Origin of the sequence: Variovorax sp. 54, assembly GCF_002754375.1 — a bacterium.
Lineage (GTDB): Bacteria > Pseudomonadota > Gammaproteobacteria > Burkholderiales > Burkholderiaceae_C > Variovorax.
Genome location: NZ_PEFF01000001.1, coordinates 160385 through 179408, shown reverse-complemented (window position 1 = coordinate 179408; position 19024 = coordinate 160385). Strand labels below are relative to the sequence as shown.

Genomic DNA, 19024 nt, shown 5'->3' with positions numbered 1-19024 from the left:
GACAGGCACAGCCCATGGACCCCACCATCGAACTCGCCAGCATCGAGAAATTCTTCTCGTCGGTGGTGCTCACGCTGCCGCGCCTGTTCGCGATCTTTGCGGTCGTGCCCTTTCTGTCGGGCGGCATGATCACCGGCACCGTGCGCAACGGCCTGCTGTTGCTGCTCGCGCTCTTCATGTCGCCGGTGGCGGGCGACATGCCGGTGGCCTCCATCGGCACCTGGGTGCTCATTGCCGGCAAGGAGGCCTTCATCGGCCTCATGCTGGGCCTGGGCTTCGGCATCTTCATCTGGGCCGTGCAGAGCGTGGGCGACCTGATCGACTTTCAGACCGGCTCCAGCAACGCCTCGTTCTTCGACCCCGTGGCGGGCCACGAGAACGGCCCCACGGGCGAGTTCCTCGGCTGGATGGTCATCACGCTGTTCGTCTCGGCCGGCGGGCTGCTCGCCATGCTGGGCGTGATCGTCGATTCGTACCGGCTGTGGCCCGTGGCCTCGTTCTTTCCGAACCTGGGCCTGGTGATCGAGCAGTTCGCCGTTCGCCAGGGCGACACGCTGTTCCTGTGGATCGTCAAGCTCGCGTCGCCGGTGGTCTTTGTGCTGCTGCTGGTCGAGCTGGGCATGGGCCTCATCAGCCGCGTGGCACCGCAGCTCAACGTGTTCGTGTTCTCGCAGCCGCTCAAGAGCCTGCTGGCGCACCTGATGATGTTGCTGTTCGTCTTCTTCGTGTACGAGTCGCTGCAGGAATTCCTGCGGCCCGAGAACGGCGTGCTCGATTTCCTGCGGGCCACCCTCTAGCGCACGCCATGGCCGAGAAAGACCAGGACCCCACCCCCAAGCGCCTGCGCGATGCGCGCAAGCGCGGCGAAGTGGTGTTCAGCAACGACGTGGCCTCGACCCTCGTGTTCGCCGTGGTCGTGGTCTGCATGTGGCTGGGCGGCGGCGCCATCTACAGCCTGCTGCGCGAGCTGTGGCTGCACGCCACCAGCACCCCCCTGCTCACGCAACCCGACGACCGCTTTGCGGAGCTGCTGCTGCATACCGGCGCCGCGCTGGTGTGGGGCACGCTGCCTGTCACGGCCATCGCGGCGGTGGCCGGCATCGTCGGCTCGCTGGCCCAGGTGGGCGGCGTGGCCGCGTGGGAACGGCTCAAGCCCGACGTGAGCCGCATGAACCCGGCGCAGGGCCTGCAGCGCATCTTTTCCACGCGCAATCTCATCAACCTCCTGAAGATGAGCGTCAAGACCGCGCTGCTCGCGGGCCTGATGTTCGTGGTGGTGCGCGGCTTCGTCGACACCTCGCTCAAGCTCGGCCACGCGACCCCGGCCGCGATCATGACCGCCTCGGCGCACATGGTGCTCGTGGCCTTCGGCTGGGCCGTGGTGATCTACGCACTGATGGCCGCGGTCGACTACGCCCACGAGCACTTCGAGTTCATGAAGCAGCAGCGCATGTCGATCGACGACATCCGCCAGGAATACAAGGAAGTGGAGGGCGACCCGATCAACCAGTCGCGCCGCCGCTCCGCCCACTTCGAGGCCGTGTACGCCAGCCTGGGCGACCGCGTGCGCATGGCCTCGGCCGTGATCCATTCGGCCCGCACCGCCGTGGCCCTGCAGTACCTCGGCGAAACCGACCTGCCGCGCGTGATCGCGCGCGGCGAGGGCGAGGTGGCCGCGCAGATCCGCCGCTTTGCCGGCGAGGGCCTGGTGCCGATGGAGTTCGAGCCGTCGCTGGCCGAGCGCATCTACGCCGAGGTGCCGGTCGACCAGCCGATTCCGCGCTCGCTGTATGCGCCCGTGGCCACGCTCCTGCGCTGGGCGCAGGGGCAGGGGTGACGCCATGGCCGCACGCCCGCCGTCTTTCTTCTTTGTCTGAACCCGTTCATATCCGGAGGTCCCATGGTCGCAGCTGCCGTTTCATCTTCAGGCCCATCGCAGTCCGTCCTCGATCAGATGGCCGCCGCGCGTGCCGCCGAAGACGCGCGGCGCGCCGCCGAAGCCGAAGCACGCCGGATCGCCGAAGAGGCCGCGCGCAAGGCGGCCGAGGCTCTGCGCCTGGCGGAAGAGGCCCGCAAGAAAGCGGAGGCGCAAAGAAAGGCCGCCGAGGCGGCCGAGCTCAAGGCCGCGCAGAGCAAGGCCGAAGCCGACCAGGCCGAAGCGCAGAAGGCGCGCGCGCAGGCCAAGACCGACGAACTCGATGCGCTGAAGAAAGAGGCTGCGTCCAATCTGAGCAGCAAGGAATCGACCCTGGCGGCCAGCAAGCTGGACGACGTGTGCCAGAGCCGCGCCAAGGGCAATCCGTCGGACGCGACGCGCGCCGCGCAGAGCGAGGTGACTGCGGCGCAGAAACTCAATGCACTCTACGAGGCACCGGCGGCTCAGCCGGGCGCCGAGCCGCCGCCACCGCCCAGCGCAGGAACCAAGGCCGCCCTCCAGAAGCTCCAGGATGCCGCCAAGCCTGTGTTCGATGCACAGGCGAAGGGCGACAAGGCCACGCCGGCGCAGGAGAGCGCACGCAACGCAGCGTTCAGCGACTGGCTGGAAGCCGCCCAACAGGACATGCGCACGGCCGGGCTGAAGGCGCAGGCCCAGGGCAAGGACCCGCAGGCGGCCATCGCCCAGGAAGGGGAACGGGTCAACCAGGAGGTCGTGGCAGGCGGCCTGTTCGTGCCCAAGGAGATGGCAAAGAGCGTTGCCGAGGTGCGCGACAGCGTGCAGGCCGAGTCGCCCGAAGTCCGGCAACTGCGCAGCGAGCAATACGACGTCAACCAGTCCGGCAAGCAGCAGATTGCCGATGCACGCACCGAGGCGGGCAAGGCGGCGGACGCGGCCGCCAAGGCCAAGGCGGATGTCGCGACCTACGGCGATGGTCCGATCACCAGCGACAGCCGGTTCACGGCGCGGGAAAACGCCCGGGCCAAAGCGGCGCAGCTTGGCGCCGCATCGGACCAGGCGGAGGCGAAATACAAAGGGCTTGTCGAGACCTTCGGCGGCCACCACCCGGACGATCCGACAGGCACCGACCCCAAGGCCGAAGTCTTCGGCGCCGTCAACACCGACTACGAAGCGCGCGCGGCCGACCTGCAGGTGCAGGACTTCGAAGACAAGTACCAGAAGGCGCTGGCCGGTGGCGACAAGAAGAAGATCGACGAGGCCGACACCGCGCTACGCCAGGCGCAGGGGGCGCTGCGCCACATCCATGCCTTCCGGGACGACCAGGCCGCCAAGGTCGACCTGCGCGACGCCGCGACGGAGTACACCGACGCGGAAGCGGCCTGGAACGCGGAAGCCACCCAGCGGCCCGGCACCTATGAAGTGACCGAGCGCGACGGCGGCAAGGAGACGACCAAGACCGTCAGGATGGAGGGCTACGACCCGGCGTTCCGGGCCAAGCCCGACAACGAAGAGGGCAAGAAGGTCCAGCTGATCGACGGCAAGCGCTACTACGTCGATGGCAACAAGAAAACGGAGCTGGACCCGATCACGAACCGCCTGTTTGCCGCGAAGGAAAAGCGCGATGCGGCCACGACGCGCGCCGGCCAGACCGACAACGCGCTGCGCGGCGTCGTGAGCGACCTGTATCCCGGTGCCGATGGCGGCGCACCCAAGCTCGATGCGTCCCGCTACGCCGACGCGGACGGAATCAACAATCGCCTCCTGGATGCCAACAAGGCACTGGCTGCCGCCTATGCCAACGTCGATGCAGGGCCGCGCCCTGCGGGCTTCGTCGGGCCGGTGGCCACGCCCCCCACGCCGTTGCAGCTGGGTGAACTGGTCGAGAAGCAATACAACGCGCAAGCCGCCTTCAACGCCATGAAGGCGATGCAGGAACTGCGCGGCGCCGAACGCGACCAGGCGGCCGGCAAGCCGGTGGACGAGGCCCGGCTCGAAATGCTGCGCGAGGCAGCGCGCAAGGCGCAGAGCCAGGACGTTGCGTGGACCCCTTCGATGACGCCGGAGCAGGAGAAGGACCTGCGCGACAAGCAACTGCCCGACGCGCGCAACGCGTTCAAGGCCAAGGACGAGGAATACCGCAAGCTCCCGCAGCCCAACACGCCCGAGGAAAAGGCGGCGCGCGACAAGGTGCTGGGCGAACTCGACACCCTGAAGCTCACGGTGCGCGACAAGGAAACGCAGATCGAGCTGATCGACGCGAAGCGCGACTTCCGGGCAGCGCAATACCGGTTGGAAAAGACGACATTCGCCAAGCCCCAACTGGGGATGTACAGACAGGACGGGGAAACCCACAGCGACCAGGTCTATCCCCAGAACTACGACCCCACGGCGGGGATCCGGCGCGGCGCCGACGGCAAGGCCGATCCCAAGACCTTGCCGGAGGGCCTCTCGCCGGACGACGTGAAGATCGAGACCAACCCTTGTGGCGGCGGCTACATCGTCACGATCAAGAAGGACTCCAAGCGCGTGGGTGTGCAGGAGTCGCCCATCGACGGACGCATGCGCAATTTCGTGGTGAAGGCCGGCACCTACGAAATGAACCCTGTCGCTGCCCACGTGTGGCAGACCTCGGACACGGGCGGCGGGCGGCTTGCGAAAGCCAACGACGCCCGCAACGAAGTCAGTGCCGCACTGGCCAAGGCGGCGGCGGAAGCACCGCCCGCAGAAAATGCGCTGCTGCCACCGGGCCCCGACGGAAAGCCCGTGCCGACCCTGCGCATGAACGACGACCTGGCACCGCGCAAGAAGACCGTGGACCAGGGCGTGGTCGATGCCATTGCCGCAAGGGACAAGGCGCAGACGGCCTACGACGCAGCGACCGGCGACCGAGCCAAGCTCGGCAACGATCTCGCGGACGCCAAGTCGCGCGTGCAGATCGCCCAGAACGAACAGACGGCGGTGAATGCCGTGCTCGCCTGGCAGACGGACAACCGCAATCGCCAGATCTACCAAGCCGACGAACGCGCGGGGCGCACCGCGTATTGCTATGCCGAGTTGCCGACGGTCACGGCGGACAAGTCGCGCGACAAGGCGGAGCTGGCACGCAAGGACTGGATCGATTCGCGCAACAAGTTTCTGGTCGACACCGCAAAGCGCGACCTGGGCCAGGCACAGACGGCCCACGACCAATGGAAGAGTGCGAACCCGACCTTGGCCGAGACCGGCTCGGCCACCTGGACGGCGCTGCAGGATGCCAGGCTCCAGATGAATGTCGCCGACGTCAACCACGTGGCCGGCGCCGCGGACAGTGCGATTGCGCGCGAGAAGAGCTTCATTTCGCAGAACCTCACGCCCGACAAGTTCCAGGACCCGCGTGCGCTCTACAGCCTGTTCGAGAAAAATCCGCAGGTGATGGCGCAGTCCATCATCAACAGCCACTATCTGCAATACGGTCCCGAGCCGATGCAGATGCAAAGCCGCCTGCACCTGGAGAACGAGGTGGCGCTGGCACTGGGCTGGGGCCCCGAAAAACCGCTCGACGGTGAAACCGCCGCAGACAACGCAAGGATCCGCCAGACCCAGAACCTGTTCGGCAACCTGCCCAGGGAACAGCGGGAGATGCTGGACAAGGTGGTGGACAAGCTGGTGGAGACCGGCGGCGACAAGGCCCGCGTGACGGTGCTCCCGGTGGTCTATGCACTCGACGGCGACAAGGGGGGCATTGTCAAGACGGCCCTGTTCAAGGTGGAGAGCCGGGACAAGCCGGGGCAGGTGAAATTCGTCGACGAGCAAGCCTGGCGCTACGACGACCTTGACGACTACCGGGCCAACAACAGCCTGCCGGTGGAAGACGTCAACCTCGTGACGGCGAAAGACGGCAAGTTCTCGGTCGACGACAAGGGCAACGTCGAGCTGTTCAGCGGCGACGCGCGCACCGAGACCGGCTTTGAATCCGCGCGGCGCCGCTACAAGCTCGACTGGATCGCGGGCGGCGTCGGGCTCGTCGCCGGCGTGGTGCTGACCGTGGGCTCGTTCGGGACGCTGGTGGGCCCTGGCATGATGCTCGCGGCAGGTTCGCTCACCGTGCTCACGGCCGGCTACGGCGTCGAGACCTCGCGGCAAAGCCTGGTCCGGCAGGCCGACCACGGGCAGAGCGTGAACCCCCTCACGAACACGCAGGCACGCCTGGACTGGTTGAATCTGGGCCTGTCTGCATTCAGCGTGCCGGTGGTCGGTGCATCCACCCGGGCGGCCATGCAGACGGTGCGCGCCGGCAGGGCCTTCAAGTCGGCCAACAGCGCCACAGGGGCGGCGGCCGAGGGCCACCTTGCGGATGCCAATCGCTACCTGCAGAGCGCCAAGGCCTGGGGAAAGCCTGCCTCGACGGCGGCGGTGCCGCTGACCGTCGGCAGTGTCTATGCCTTCGAGGAAGGCGCGCGCTATCTGATGGAGAACTGGGACCACATGACCCCCTCCGAGCGCAACCAGCAGCTGGGCATGCTCGGCCTGAACGCGGGCGGCTTTGCCACGGGGGTGGCTGTGCGCGGCACTCAGGGTGGCTACAACGCGTTCAAGAAGTGGCTTGCCGGCAAGGGCGGCCCTGACGCCGTGCCCGCCAGCCACGTGACGAACGGGACGCCGGGCGGGGATGTCGCGGCATCCGGCAATGCGCGCACGCCCGCCCACATGCTGCCGGCCGCCGGAAAGAAGGACGCCCTGACCGACTTCCGCGAAGTCTCGTCGCTGCCGGCCGACGCCCCGGTCAATGCCGCTGTCGCTCCGTTGAACAGCGGTGGGCGGGTGCCGCCGGTGCGCGCGACACCGCCGGTCGGGGCCGATGCGCCCGTCGCGAAGGCGCCATCGAAGCCGGTGGCGGAGGTGCCGGCCGACACCGCGCTGAACCCGGTGGTTTCGCTCGCCTTGCGACGTTCCAGCGACGACCCCGGCACGGGTGGCGGCGCAGTGCCCGCCTCGGCGCGCAGGCCCGATGTCCAGCGCGCGGCAACGGCGGCCAACGACAAGGGCCCCGCAGCGAATGCACCGCAGCGTGCCGCGCTGGAGCGCCAGCGCTTGGGTGGCAATACCGGCGGCAACAGCCATGCCTGGCGCGTGGCGCACGGCGACGCGGTCCCGCTGGCGCGCGACATCAACCCGACCGGCTCCGACACCAACTGCGTCAACAGCGCCGTCACCTTCGACCGGATGCTGAGTGCGCCCGGCATCAAGATGCAGGCCGTTCCTTCGGGACCGAAGACCTGGGCGCAGATCCTTGCGCTGTACGGCGATGCGCCCCTGTCATCGTTCGGCAGTTCGCGAGAGGCGGGGGCCGCGATGTCGGCGCTGCCGGACGGCTCGCGCGGCTTCGTCTTCATGGGCGATCCGAACGGAGAGGCCCATGTCGTCAACTTCGTGCGGCGCGGTGGACGCACGGAACTCATCGATGCCCAGGCAGGAAGGCTGGTCGACAGCTTCGACGCCGCCGATGTCAAAGTGATGGTGACGCACGAAGGCGGCCAGCCCCGGGTCGACCAGACGGTGTTGTCCGGCCCGCGCCTGGCGCGTTTTCTCGACGCTTCTGCGGACAAGGTGCCGGCCAATGGTCCGCAGGGTCGGCTGGCGGGCACGCCGGCCAATGGCGGGCGGCCGGGCTTCGACGCGGACGGCGTGCCCAAGCCGCCGACCACGTCGGGCCGCCCCGACTGGGAGGGCACGGCCGCGCATGTCGGCGATCTGTTTGCAAGGCAACGAGCGGCGGCCGACCCGGATTCGACGTTGGCGCCGCTGCAGCCTTCGGCCGATGAAACGGCAGTGACGAATTCGCTGATGGCCGACCCGGCCGCGGGTTCGGCCGAGCGCTTCGTGTTCACCAGGCTGGGGCCGCGCGACACCTTCTACAGCAAGCAGACTCCCGAGGGCAAACGGGCCGACATGCGCGTACCCAACAACAGGACCTTCGACAACTTCCCCGATGCCAGCGCGACCGCGGTGCGCGAAGGCGGCGGCTGGGTACAGCGCGTGAAGCCCGATCCGAACAAGCTGCCGCTCAACGCCCGCCGCAAGGTGGGCGCCGACGAGATCGTGGGTGCGCTGCACGTCAACGGTGAAGGGCAGGTGCTGCCGATGGGCATACCCAACGCACGCGATGCCGCCGCGCTGGCCGCGACCGATGGTGTGCCGACGTGGAAGCAGGGCACCAAGGGCCTGCTGTCGGACCAGCCGAAGGACGCGCTGATTCGCGCCAAGGGGATGACGATCATTGCCGGCGGCACGCGCGTCGTCTTCGAGGCGGTCAAGCCCGTCTTCGGCGTGCCGGCCGACTGGGCCGGCGGCCGCACGGCGGGTTACGCGGGCTATCCGCTGTCGAGCTTCGGCCGCGCGGCCTATCTCAAGGCCTCCCAACGCGCGAAAGAGTCAATGGCCGCCGCCACGCGAGGAGACCGCGGCAAGGCCGACGAACTCATGGACAAGGTGATCAGCGGCAGTGGCTGGCGCGGCGACAAGATCATGGACGCGAAGAAAATCGCCTCGCTGCGCAGCGACGTGAACAAAGTGGCGACGCTCGGAGAAAAGTTTGCGGACGCGCGCAGGGCGGTGCCGGGCGGCCCGTCGGAAAAGGACTTTCAGCTGCACACGATCCTCCCGACCGATGAGAGTGCCCTGGCCCTGGCGCCGTCCGGCTACCTCAAAGGCGTGCCGGGCATGCGCGATTTCCTGGGCCTGCAAGGCGCCGATCCCGCGGGCGAATTCCACGGCCAGCGCCCGTCGAAGATTCGCGACCAGCTGCTCGTGCGCATCGACCGGATGAGCGCCGACGAACTTCAGCGCGCGGCCGATCCTTCGCATCCCGATGATTCGCCGCAGGCGCAACTGCTGCGCGAGTTCCCCGAAGTGCAGGCGAAATTCAGGAACACGCTCGACGAGCGCGCCAAGATGCGGGAGGCACATGAAGCGCTCTACACCCAGCTGAAATCCATGTTCCCCGACGATCCGGATGTGCCGGGCAAGCCCCATGGTGCGCTCTACATCAAGGTGGCGTCGATGCTCAAGGACAAGACGGGCATCGATCCGCAGGCGGCCGAAAGCATGGGTGGCAGCACCAATTCGCCGAACACGCGCCTCGGGCTGGTCAGCCGGCGCGCGACCATCCTCGTGAGCATGAACACCTTTGTCGGCGTCGCCTTCAAGCCGCTGAACGCGGGTGGCGGTTGGAGGACGGACGTGGGCAATTTTGCCGACTCGCTCTCGATCGGAACCCTGGGTGCGAACTACATCTACAACAACAAGGTGGACAAGCTCGCCACCATCGACCGGACCGTCGCCGAGGGGGCCAGGGCGGCAAACAAATCGGAGAAGGAGTACCTCAACGACAACCCGACGCTGAAGGAGACGCAGACGGCAGCGAAGAAGGAGAAAGACAACTGGAACAAGTACCGCGACTTCGCGGGTGGCCTGAGCGCCGCGCGGGCCACCGCAGTGGGCTTGGGGTTGCTGGAAGCAGGGCCTGAAATACTGGCCTACGGCGCCTTCGCGCAGGCCGGGCTCACGCTCACCTGGGTCGGCCTGCAGCAGATTCCGAAGCTGCGCAACGGCGCGGCACCCCATCTCACCAAGTCCCTCAAGTGGTTGGCGGTCGGTGCGATCGCGATCGTTCCTGCGGCCACAGCGCTGTACAAGGCCTTTTTCGGCACTGACCAGCAAAAGTCCGACAGCGTGGTGAAGATGGTGTGGAACGGCTTCACGGGATTGTTCGAGCAGAGGCCGGTCACGCCGACGCCGACCGTCACACCGACGCCGTCGACTGCGAAGACGCCATCGCCGAGCGCGACGACACCGTCTCCGAGCGCGACTGCGACAACGCCACCGCCGACCACGACGCCGCCCCCGACCACGACAACCCCACCGCCCTCCGGCAAGCCCACGCCCATCCTCGTCACCGTCGACGGCAACGACCCCGACACCGCCACGCTCTGGGGCATTTCCGAGCACAACGAGCAGACGCTGCTCACGCCGCTTCAACTCGGCGAGGCACGGCGCGAGGGCGGAGAGGTCCGCGTGATCAACGAGGCCCTGTCGCAGCTCTTCAACCTGAACCCACGCTTCGACCGACGGCTCATGGACGGTGTGGCCAGCAATGTCGCGGGCGACCCGGACACGCTGCTCAACGGCTGGCAGATCGAGGTCGGACAGAGGCCGGCCACCTGAACCGCGCCACACGCCGGGTGCCTGCCTTTCGACTCCCTTTCACCGTTCAGGCGGGCAACTCCCGGTTCGCAGCCGGCAGAGGAATGGCACGATGCAAGGCATGAAGCTGCTGCTGGTTGAAGACGATTTCGATCTCTCGGGCGTGCTGGGCCGAAGCCTCTCGTCGCGCGGGTTCGAGGTGCTGTGCTGCGCCGACGGCATCGAGGCGCTGGCGGCGGCGCGCAAGAAGCGCTTCGACGTGGTGGTGCTCGACCTGTCGCTGCCCGGCCTGGATGGCCTGGAGCTGCTGCAGCGCCTGCGCGGCGACGGCAACCGCACGCCGGTGCTGGTGCTCACGGCGCGCGGCGCGGTGGGTGAGCGCATCGTCGGGCTCAATGCCGGCGCCGACGACTACCTGGCCAAGCCCTTCGACCTGGACGAGCTGATCGCGCGGCTGGGCGCGCTCACGCGCCGGCTGGGGCGCGACGGCGAGCTGCGCTGCGGTCGGCTGCACTACGAGGCGGCGTCCAACGCCTTCTACCGCGACGAGAGCCCGCTGGAGCTGTCGCCGCGCGAGGCCGAACTGCTCAAGAGCCTGATGTCGCGCGTCGACCACGTGGTGCCGAAAGAAGCCCTGCGCGACGCGGTGTTCGGCGCCGACGACACGGCCCATGCCGAGGCCATCGAGGTGATCGTGCATCGCCTGCGCAAGAAGCTGGCCGGCGCGAGCGTCGAGATCATGACGCTGCGCGGCGTGGGTTACCTGCTGTGCGACGACGCGAGCGCGGCGGTGCAGCAGCAGCAGCAGTCGTCGCTGCAACAACAGCAACGAGCGGCGCGGTAGGTGAAGGCATGGGTGCAACGCCTCATTCGCGCGGCCTCGCTGCGGCAGTTCCTGCTGGCCTGGATGCTCGGCGGGCTGTGGCTGATCGTGGCGGCCGTCACGCTGTGGCATGTGCTGCTGGCGTTCGCCGAGGTGGCGCGTGCGCAGGACGAGCGCCTGGGCGCGGCGATCTCGCAGGTGGTGCAGCAGGCCGTGGTGCAAGCCGAAGGTTTGGCATTCGCGTCCACGCTCGAACCTTTGGCGTACAGGGTGAGCAGCATGCAGGGTGACTGGCTCGCGGGCGACCGCGCCCTGGCGGCGTATCCCTGGCGCGGCGCGTTGCCGGCGTCGGGTCTGCCGGCGCTGTACATCACGCAGCGCGGTGGCGCGCCGATGCGTGCCGCTGCGGCGCTGCGCCATGTGCCGGGTGCGGCGACGGCCGAAGGCGTGGTCGTGCAGGTGGCGGAGCCGCTGCGCCAGCGCGTCGCGCTGTGGCAGGCCTTGCCGCAACGCCTGCTGGCCTGGCTCTACGCGAGTGCCGCGTTGATGTCGGTGGTGGTCTACAGCGGCGTGGCCGTGGCCGCGCGCTGGCTCGAGCGCGCGCGGCAGGCGCTCGATGCACCGAACGTCGATGCGCTCGACTACGACGGCCCGGCCGAGCTGCGCCCTGCGGTCGAACGCATGCACGGCCTGCACCGGCGCCAGCGCGAATGGGTGGGCCAGCAGCGTCGCTTCCTCGCCGACGCGTCGCACCAGCTGCGCACGCCGATGTCGGTGCTGCGCACGCAGCTGCAGTCGGCCATGGCGGGCGACGTGCCGCTGAGTGAGGTGCTGCCGCAGATGCTGCACACGGTCGACCGGGCCACGGGCATGGCCAACCAGTTGCTCAGCCTCACCAAGCTGGAACAGATCAAGCGCGCCGGCGAATTGAAGCCCATCGACCTGCGCAGCGTGGCGCGCGATGCGGTGATGGAGCTGTCGCCGCTGATCGCCGCCAAGCGGCTGGACTTCGCGCTCGAAGGCGACGAGATGTGGGCCCCGGCCGACGCGCTGATGCTCGGCGAGCTGCTGCGCAACCTGCTGGCCAATGCGATCCATCACACGCCGGTGGCCGGCCGGCTCGGCGTGCTGCTGCGCGGCTATGCGGGCAACACCGAGCTGGTGGTGTGGGACGAAGGGCAGGGCCTCGACGACGAGGTGCGGCCCCGGCTGTTCCAGGCGTTTTCTGCCGCCAAGGGCGGCGTGGGGCTGGGCCTGTCGATCTGTCGCCAGATCGCCGATGCGATGGGCGCCCGCATGGACCTCTACAACCGCATCGACGACGGCCGCGTGATCGGTGTCGACGCGGTGGTCACCTGGGGCCAGGGGCCCTGACGCGCGCTTTCCCGCGCCTCTTTCTTTCCTTCCTTTTCCTGCCCGTTCCATCCGGCGCCATCGCAGCCGGGGGACAGGTGTCGCCGCAAGAACCTTGATGAAGAACAACCCGGAGATGACGACGATGACGACAACGACCGCAAGCACACGAAAGATCCTGATGAGCGCCACTGCGCTGGCCGCCGCAGCCCTGCTGGCACAGGCCGACGCACGGGCCCAGGGCTCGGGCCAGCTCAACGTGGTGTGCTCGGTGCAGGACGAGTGGTGCTCGCTGATCAGCACCACCTTCGCCCGCAGCGCGGGCATCAAGGTCAACGTGCTCAAGCGCGGCAGCGGCGAGGCGCTGGCGCAGCTGATCGCCGAGCGCTCCAACCCGAAGAGCGACGTGTGGTTCGGCGGCACCGGCGACCCGCACCTGCAGGCGGCCGAGCAGGACCTCACGCTGGCCTACAAGTCGCCGTCGCTGGCGCAACTGCATCCGTGGGCGCAGGCGCAGGCCGAGCAGTCGGGCTGGCGCACGGTGGGCGTGTACTCGGGGCCGCTGGGCTTTGCCTACAACACCGAGCTGCTGGCCAAGAAGAAGCTGCCGGTGCCCAGGTGCTGGAAAGACCTGTTGTCGCCCGCGCTGCGCGGCGAGGTGCAGGTGGCCAACCCCGCAAGCTCGGGCACGGCCTACACGATGATCGCGACCATCGTCCAACTGATGGGCGAGGACAAGGCCTACGACTACCTCAAGGGCCTGCACAAGAACGTCAGCCAGTACACCCGCTCGGGCACCGGCCCGATCAAGGCCGCGGCACGCGGCGAGACCACGGTGTCGATCAGCTTCGTGCACGACGCGCCGGGCGAGCAGATGCAGGGCTTTCCCATCGCGACCGAAACGCCCTGCGAAGGCACGGGCGCGGAGATCGGCTCCCTGTCGATCGTCAAGGGCTCGCGCAACCTGGAGAACGCGAAGAAGTTCTACGAATGGGCGCTCACGCCCGCTGCCCAGCAACTGGGCGTGGCGGCCAAGCAGTTCCAGCTGCCCTCGAACAAGACCACGCCGCTGGACAGCCGCATTCCCGATTTCCGCAAGATCAAGTTCATCCACTACGACTACGCGAAGTACGGCCAGTCGGCCGAACGCAAGCGCCTGATCGAACGCTGGGAGCGCGAAGTGAACGCGCTGCCGCGCTGAGTTCAAGCGACCGGACAAAGCCGACACCATGAAATTCAAGGACAACAACAACCGCGCGATCGGGCTGTGGTCTGCGCTGGGCCTGGCGGCCTTCGTGCTGCTGCCCTGGTACAGCCTGCCCGATGGCCTGTTCGGGCTGCAGGGGCTGAGCGAACTGGCAGCAGGGCACGACACCTCGTCGGCCTTGGCGCAGGTGCTGCTGCACCACCGGCCCTGGCTGCTGCTGGGCCTGTGGCCGTTGCTGGCGGGGCTCGTGGCGCTGGGCATGGCACCGGACAAGACCCAAGGCCGCCTGCTCGCGTGGAGCGGGGCGCTGGGCGTGTTCGGCGTGCTGGCGCAGGGCTTTGCCATCGGCCTGCCGAACGCGCCCGATGCCGGCGCCTGGGCCGGGCTGTTCGGCACGGCGGGCATCGGCCAGCCCGGCTTCGGCTGGGGCGCCGTGGGCGTGCTCACGGCGTTGATGATGCTCAGCGCCTTCGGCTTCGCGCGCTCGGGCGCCTTCCGGGGCGACCTGTTCGTGGCGGCGGCGGTGGTCGGCAGCGGCGGGCTGCTCATGGTGTTCGTGGCCTTCCCGGTGCTGCGCGCGCTGGCGAGCGCCTTCGTCGACGAGAGCGGCGCGATCAGCCTGGGCGCCTGGCTGGCGCGCGTGGGCAACGAGCGCACCTGGGGCCTGGGCTGCCTGAACTCCGCGCGCAACTGCGGCGTGGCCTGGAACACGCTCTTTCTTGCCGTGCTCACCGGCCTGAGCACCACGGCGCTGGGCACCTTGCTGGCACTGATCGAAGACCGCAGCGACTCGCGCGTGCGCCGCGCGCTGCGCCTCTTGGCGCCGCTGCCGATCATCACGCCGCCGTTCGTGGTCGGGCTCGGGCTGGTGCTGCTGTTCGGGCGCGCCGGGCTGGTCAACCAGTTCCTCGAATGGGCCTTCGGCATCGAGCCGGGGCGCTGGTTCTACGGCTGGTTCGGTGTGTGGCTGGCGCAGCTGTTCGCCTTCACGCCCATTGCCTTCCTGATCGTGCGCGGCGTGGTGCAGGGCATCAGCCCGTCGCTGGAAGAAGCGTCGCAGACGCTGCGCGCCGATTCGGGCCGCACCTTCCGCCACGTGACCTTTCCGCTGATGCTGCCGGGCCTGGCCAATGCCTTCCTGGTGGGCTTCATCGAGAGCATTGCCGACTTCGGCAACCCGATCGTGGCGGGCGGCCAGTTCTCGGTGCTGTCGACCGAGATCTTTTTCGCCATCGTGGGCGCGCAGTTCGACCAGGGCCGGGCCGCAGCGCTCGCCTGGGTGCTCACGCTGTTCGCACTGGGCGTGTTCGCGCTGCAGCGCGGCGTGCTCGGGCGCAAGAACTACACGACGGTGTCGGGCAAGGGCGACGCGGGCATTCCGATGCGGCTGCCCCACGGCCTGCGCCGGGTGGCGCTGGCCATCGCGGTGCCGTGGCTGGTCTTCACGCTGGTGGTGTATTGCTTTGCCTTCACCGGCGGCTTCGTGCAGACCTGGGGGCGCAACTACACGCCCACGCTGGACCACTTCCGCTCGGCCTTTGCCATCACCTTCGAGGGCGGCGGGTTGCAGTGGGTGGGGCTGGCGTGGAACTCGCTCTTCACCACCATCCAGCTGGCGGCCATTGCGGCGCCGCTGACGACCGGGCTGGGCCTGCTGATCGCCTGGTTGCTGGCGCGCGTGCAGTTCCGCGGGCAGGGCGCCTTCGAGTTCTCGGCCCTGATGGCCTTCGCGATCCCGGGCACCGTGCTGGGCGTGAGCTATGTGGTGGCCTTCAACGTGCCGCCCTTCGAGATGACGGGCACCGGGCTGATCATCGTGATGTGCTTCATCTTCCGCAACCTTCCGGTGGGCGTGCGCGCCGGTTCGGCGGCCTTCCGCCAGCTCGACAAGTCGCTCGACGAGGCCTCGCTGATGCTGCGCGCCTCCACCGCGCGCACGCTGTGGTCGGTGGTGCTGCCGCTGCTGAAACCGGCGCTCACGGCCTCGCTGATCTACAGCTTCGTGCGGGCGATGACGACGGTGTCGGCGGTGATCTTCCTGGTGACGGCCGAGACTGAACTGGCCACCACCTTCATCATCGGGCGCGTGGGGCAGGGCGACTACGGCGTGGCGCTGGCCTACAGCACCGCGCTCATCGTGTTCATGGCGCTGGCGACCGCGGCCATCCAGTGGCTGGTGGGCGACCGCAAGCTGGGCCGGCGTGCGGCGGGCACGGCCCGCCCGGATGCCGACGTTGCACCCGCCGGCCCCGAGCGCGCAGCGCCGGTGGCCGCGCAGCCTTGATTGAGTTTTCACAAGCGAAAGACAGATCCAGATGTACGGCTTCGAATTCCAGAACGTCTCCAAGCGCTACGGCACCGCCTCCGACGCGCCGCTGGTGGTGAAGAACATCAGCTTCGGCGTGCCCAAGGGCACGCTGACCACCATCCTCGGCCCCTCGGGCTGCGGCAAGACGACCACGCTGCGCATGCTCGCGGGGCTGGAGAGCCCGAGCGCCGGACGCATCCTGATCGACGGCAAGGACGTGACCGCGCTGGGCGCCGCGCAGCGCAACGTGAGCCTGGTGTTCCAGAGCTACGCGCTGTTCCCGCACATGAACGTGATCGAGAACGTCTCGTACGGGCTGCGCATGTCGGGCCTGCCGGTGCCGCAGGCGCGCGAGAAGGCTGCGCTGATGCTCGAGACGGTCGGCCTGCGCGGCATGAACGAGCGCACGCCAAGTGAGCTGTCAGGTGGCCAGCAGCAGCGCGTGGCGCTCGCACGCGCGCTGGCGCTGGAGCCGGCGGTGCTGCTGTTCGACGAGCCGCTGTCGAACCTCGACGCCCGCCTGCGCCGCTCGATGCGCGAGGAGATCCGCGCGCTGCAGCAGCGCCTGGCGCTGACCGTGGCCTACGTCACGCACGACCAGAACGAGGCGCTGGCCGTCAGCGACCACATCATCGTGATGGACCAGGGCGTGATCGCGCAGCAGGGCACGCCGCACGAGCTGTACGAGGCGCCGAACTCCGAGTTCGTCGCCGGCTTCATGGGCGAGGCGATGCTGTTCGACGGCGAGTGCGGCGAAGACGGGCGCGTGTCGCTCGGCGCGCTGACCGTGGTGGCTGCGCCGGGCGTGCGCCCCGGCCCGGTGAAGATCGCGGTGCGGCCCGAGGCCTGGGTGATCGGGCCCGTCGCCAGCACCGGCCTGGCGGCGCGCGTGCTCAAGCAGACCTATGTGGGCAGCCTCGTGGAATACACCTTCCGCAGCCCGCTGGGCGACATCTTCGTGGTGTCGCCCGAGGTGCGCCAGCCGCTGAGCCAGGGCGCGCCGGTGAGCCTGTACCTGGCGGACCACGGCGTGTCCATCGTTGCCGCGCAATGAACACGCGCCACCTACCCGGCGATGCCGTTGCGGGCCGACAGCGGCTGCAGCGCGTCGAGCGCGGCGAGCTTGCGGTAGTCGCCGGGCAGCACGGCGTAGGTGGTCATGAAGGTCTTGTGCAGATGGCTCTGGTCGGTGAAGCCCGCCGCATGCGCCGCGTAGGTGACGTGTGCGCCGCCGGCGATGAGGTCGCGTGCGTACTCGATGCGGTGGCCCACCAGCATCTCGTGCGGCGTGAAGCCCCAGGCGGCCCGGAAGCGCCGCTGCAGATGCACCGGGTGCCAGCCGACTTCGTCGGCGAGGCTGTCGAGCGTCATGCGCTGGTGGAAGCCCGACGCGATCAGGGCATAGAGCCGGTTCAGGCGTTCGTCGCCGCTGTCGGGCAGCGGTGGCGCGTCGTCGGGCCCGTGCCCGTGCGCGGGCGGCGGCTCGGCGGGAATCCATTGCGCCAGGCGCCGGCGCAGCAGTGTGCGCGCCGCTACGACGTCGTCGGCGTTGCCGTTGCGCGTGGGTGCGAAGAGCAGGCGATGGCATTCGAGGAATTCGAGCGCCGCGGCGGCATCGAGGAACACCGAGATGCCCGCGTCGTCCTGCACGCGCGCACGCGGCAGGGCGTCGTCCGCGGGGCTGATGCAGCGCGCCACGGCGAAGCTGCAGTAGAGCGCGTCTTCGTGCCACGGTGTCGTGCGCGCCTGCACCGAATGCCAGACATGCGGCGCGATGCGCAACAGCGTGCCGGGCGGCACGACGGTCACGCGGGTGCCGCTGCGCACGTGCAGTTCGGTGTCGGCCACCGCGAGCGTGAAGCCGACGTGCCGGTGCGGCCGCACCTCGCGATGGCGGAACCGGTTGGCGGTGAATTGAAGACCTGCGAGATCGGCGTCTCGCCAGTAGCGGGAGGCAACGGGTTCCATCGGGAGACGGGGGTTTGCGAACGTCGGGCAATTGCTTCGTGCGGTGCGCAGCATGCCAGCGAGGTCTGCATCTGTGAAGCCTCGATCGCACAGGAATCGACCGGTGCCGCGCGTGCTTCAGGCGAAGGTATTCAGTTGGAAGCGCGGGCTGTAGGACATTGCCGCGCACCGCCTGCGCGGCAGGCTGCGCGCCCGTCGGTTGCTAAGAATTTACAAGGCGGTGTCTCCGCCCTTTTGGTAGTTTGGCTCCCAGTCCGCCCCACGGAACACTGTCTGGTGCCGGCGGCACATCCATCAGGCCTCCCATGATTCTGTCTACCTTGTTCTATCGTGCCCCGTTGGCGTCGCTGTCGCAGGCGCCGCAGCAGCAGCAGGATGTCGATCCCGCGCCGCTGTCCGATGCCGAGCTTCAGTGCACCCAGCCGATTCCGCAGTTCTATGGCGAGGAGCAGCTGTTTCTGCCGCAGACCGTGCAGCGCCCCGCCGGCAGCGTGCCCAGCATCGTCGGCGACCTGCTGGACGCACCCGACATCGAGGCCCGCGCGGCGCTGGTGCGCGGCATGCTGCACACGCTCGACTTCGACTGGCTGGGCTACGGCGCGGTGGCGTACATGCGGGGACGCTGGTGGCCGCTGAGCTTCTTCACCGCGTACGCGAACCCCGAGTGGACCCAGCGTTACTTCGCGCACAGCTACTGCGGCGGCGACCTGCGCCAGCAGGGCGTGCCCGCGTCGAGCGTGCCGCTGGCATGGGACGTGGCGCAGCTCGAAGCCCTGGCCGCGCAGGAGCCCGACGACCCGGGCGGGCAGCGCCAGCGCTTTCTAGACGACCTCGAGGCCAGCGGCATCCGCAGCGGGCTGATGTTTCGCCTGGCCTCGCCCACGCACGTGAACCAGCACACCGTGATCAGCCTGTTGTCGCGTCGGCCCGGGCGCGACTGGATCACCGACAGCGTGATCGGGCAGGGACTGGTTCTGGGCCTGAGCGTGCACGAGTACGTGACGCGCCACACGCGCATCGTCGGCGCGCCGGGCACGGGGCGCATCGAGATCTCGGCGACGCAGCAGGACATCCTGCAGCACCTGCTGCAAGGGCGTAGCGACAAGGAAATCGCCAACCGGCTGGACCTGTCGTCCCACACGGTCGACTACCACATGCGCCAGCTGCGTCGCCGCTTTGCCGCGCGCAACCGCGTGCAGCTGGTGAACGCGGTGCAGCAGAGCGACAGCGATTTCGGCGTGCTGAGCGAAATCTGAAAAGTGGCGAAAAGAAGGGGCCCTCAAGGCC

At 68.6% G+C, this 19024-nt stretch carries 10 protein-coding genes; 9 read left to right on the top strand and 1 reads right to left on the bottom strand.

Annotated elements, in window-relative coordinates:
* Window positions 1-14 precede the first annotated feature (14 nt).
* The 8 genes from sctT (at window position 15) to CLU95_RS00785 (ending at window position 16823) form a co-directional block, all read left to right on the top strand.
* Entirely contained in the window at window positions 15-797 is a 783-nt protein-coding gene (gene sctT, locus CLU95_RS00820; RefSeq protein ID WP_099789444.1) for a type III secretion system export apparatus subunit SctT, read from the top strand.
* An 8-nt stretch (window positions 798-805) separates the two neighbouring features.
* Window positions 806-1837: an EscU/YscU/HrcU family type III secretion system export apparatus switch protein gene (locus CLU95_RS00815; protein WP_099789441.1), complete on the top strand. Its 1032-nt coding sequence runs from the start codon at window positions 806-808 to the stop codon at window positions 1835-1837.
* A gap of 117 nt (window positions 1838-1954) precedes the next feature.
* Window positions 1955-10099: a DUF4781 domain-containing protein gene (locus CLU95_RS00810; RefSeq protein ID WP_099789438.1), complete on the top strand. Its 8145-nt coding sequence runs from the start codon at window positions 1955-1957 to the stop codon at window positions 10097-10099.
* Window positions 10100-10199: 100 nt separating this feature from the next.
* Complete coding sequence (locus CLU95_RS00805; RefSeq protein WP_099797051.1) at window positions 10200-10922, top strand: response regulator transcription factor; 723 nt, start codon at window positions 10200-10202, stop codon at window positions 10920-10922.
* A 12-nt stretch (window positions 10923-10934) separates the two neighbouring features.
* Window positions 10935-12275: a sensor histidine kinase gene (locus CLU95_RS00800; protein WP_257214499.1), complete on the top strand. Its 1341-nt coding sequence runs from the start codon at window positions 10935-10937 to the stop codon at window positions 12273-12275.
* A 124-nt stretch (window positions 12276-12399) separates the two neighbouring features.
* The gene (locus CLU95_RS00795; RefSeq protein WP_180288501.1) at window positions 12400-13455 is read left to right on the top strand and encodes an ABC transporter substrate-binding protein; all 1056 of its coding nucleotides are present in this window, start codon (window positions 12400-12402) and stop codon (window positions 13453-13455) included.
* A gap of 28 nt (window positions 13456-13483) precedes the next feature.
* Entirely contained in the window at window positions 13484-15745 is a 2262-nt protein-coding gene (locus CLU95_RS00790) for an ABC transporter permease (protein ID WP_099789432.1), read from the top strand.
* Between the two features lie 31 nt (window positions 15746-15776).
* The gene (locus CLU95_RS00785; protein WP_099789430.1) at window positions 15777-16823 is read left to right on the top strand and encodes an ABC transporter ATP-binding protein; all 1047 of its coding nucleotides are present in this window, start codon (window positions 15777-15779) and stop codon (window positions 16821-16823) included.
* A gap of 11 nt (window positions 16824-16834) precedes the next feature.
* Here CLU95_RS00785 and CLU95_RS00780 read toward each other — a convergent pair whose 3' ends face one another.
* A complete protein-coding gene (locus CLU95_RS00780; RefSeq protein WP_180288500.1) occupies window positions 16835-17737 on the bottom strand; it encodes a helix-turn-helix domain-containing protein in 903 nt (300 codons plus the stop codon).
* Window positions 17738-18042: 305 nt separating this feature from the next.
* Between CLU95_RS00780 and CLU95_RS00775 the strand changes: the two genes are divergently transcribed.
* Complete coding sequence (locus CLU95_RS00775) at window positions 18043-18993, top strand: helix-turn-helix transcriptional regulator (protein WP_099789424.1); 951 nt, start codon at window positions 18043-18045, stop codon at window positions 18991-18993.
* Window positions 18994-19024 lie beyond the last annotated feature (31 nt).

What these genes read in the sequence shown, in the direction of transcription:
- CLU95_RS00810 (WP_099789438.1), top strand. Translation starts at nt 1,955, where the DNA reads ATGGCCGCCGCGCGTGCCGCCGAAGACGCGCGGCGCGCCGCCGAAGCC.
- CLU95_RS00815 (WP_099789441.1), top strand. Translation starts at nt 806, where the DNA reads ATGGCCGAGAAAGACCAGGACCCCACCCCCAAGCGCCTGCGCGATGCG.
- sctT (WP_099789444.1), top strand. Translation starts at nt 15, where the DNA reads ATGGACCCCACCATCGAACTCGCCAGCATCGAGAAATTCTTCTCGTCG.
- CLU95_RS00785 (WP_099789430.1), top strand. Translation starts at nt 15,777, where the DNA reads ATGTACGGCTTCGAATTCCAGAACGTCTCCAAGCGCTACGGCACCGCC.
- CLU95_RS00805 (WP_099797051.1), top strand. Translation starts at nt 10,200, where the DNA reads ATGAAGCTGCTGCTGGTTGAAGACGATTTCGATCTCTCGGGCGTGCTG.
- CLU95_RS00790 (WP_099789432.1), top strand. Translation starts at nt 13,484, where the DNA reads ATGAAATTCAAGGACAACAACAACCGCGCGATCGGGCTGTGGTCTGCG.
- CLU95_RS00795 (WP_180288501.1), top strand. Translation starts at nt 12,400, where the DNA reads ATGACGACAACGACCGCAAGCACACGAAAGATCCTGATGAGCGCCACT.
- CLU95_RS00780 (WP_180288500.1), bottom strand. Translation starts at nt 17,737, where the DNA reads ATGGAACCCGTTGCCTCCCGCTACTGGCGAGACGCCGATCTCGCAGGT.
- CLU95_RS00775 (WP_099789424.1), top strand. Translation starts at nt 18,043, where the DNA reads ATGATTCTGTCTACCTTGTTCTATCGTGCCCCGTTGGCGTCGCTGTCG.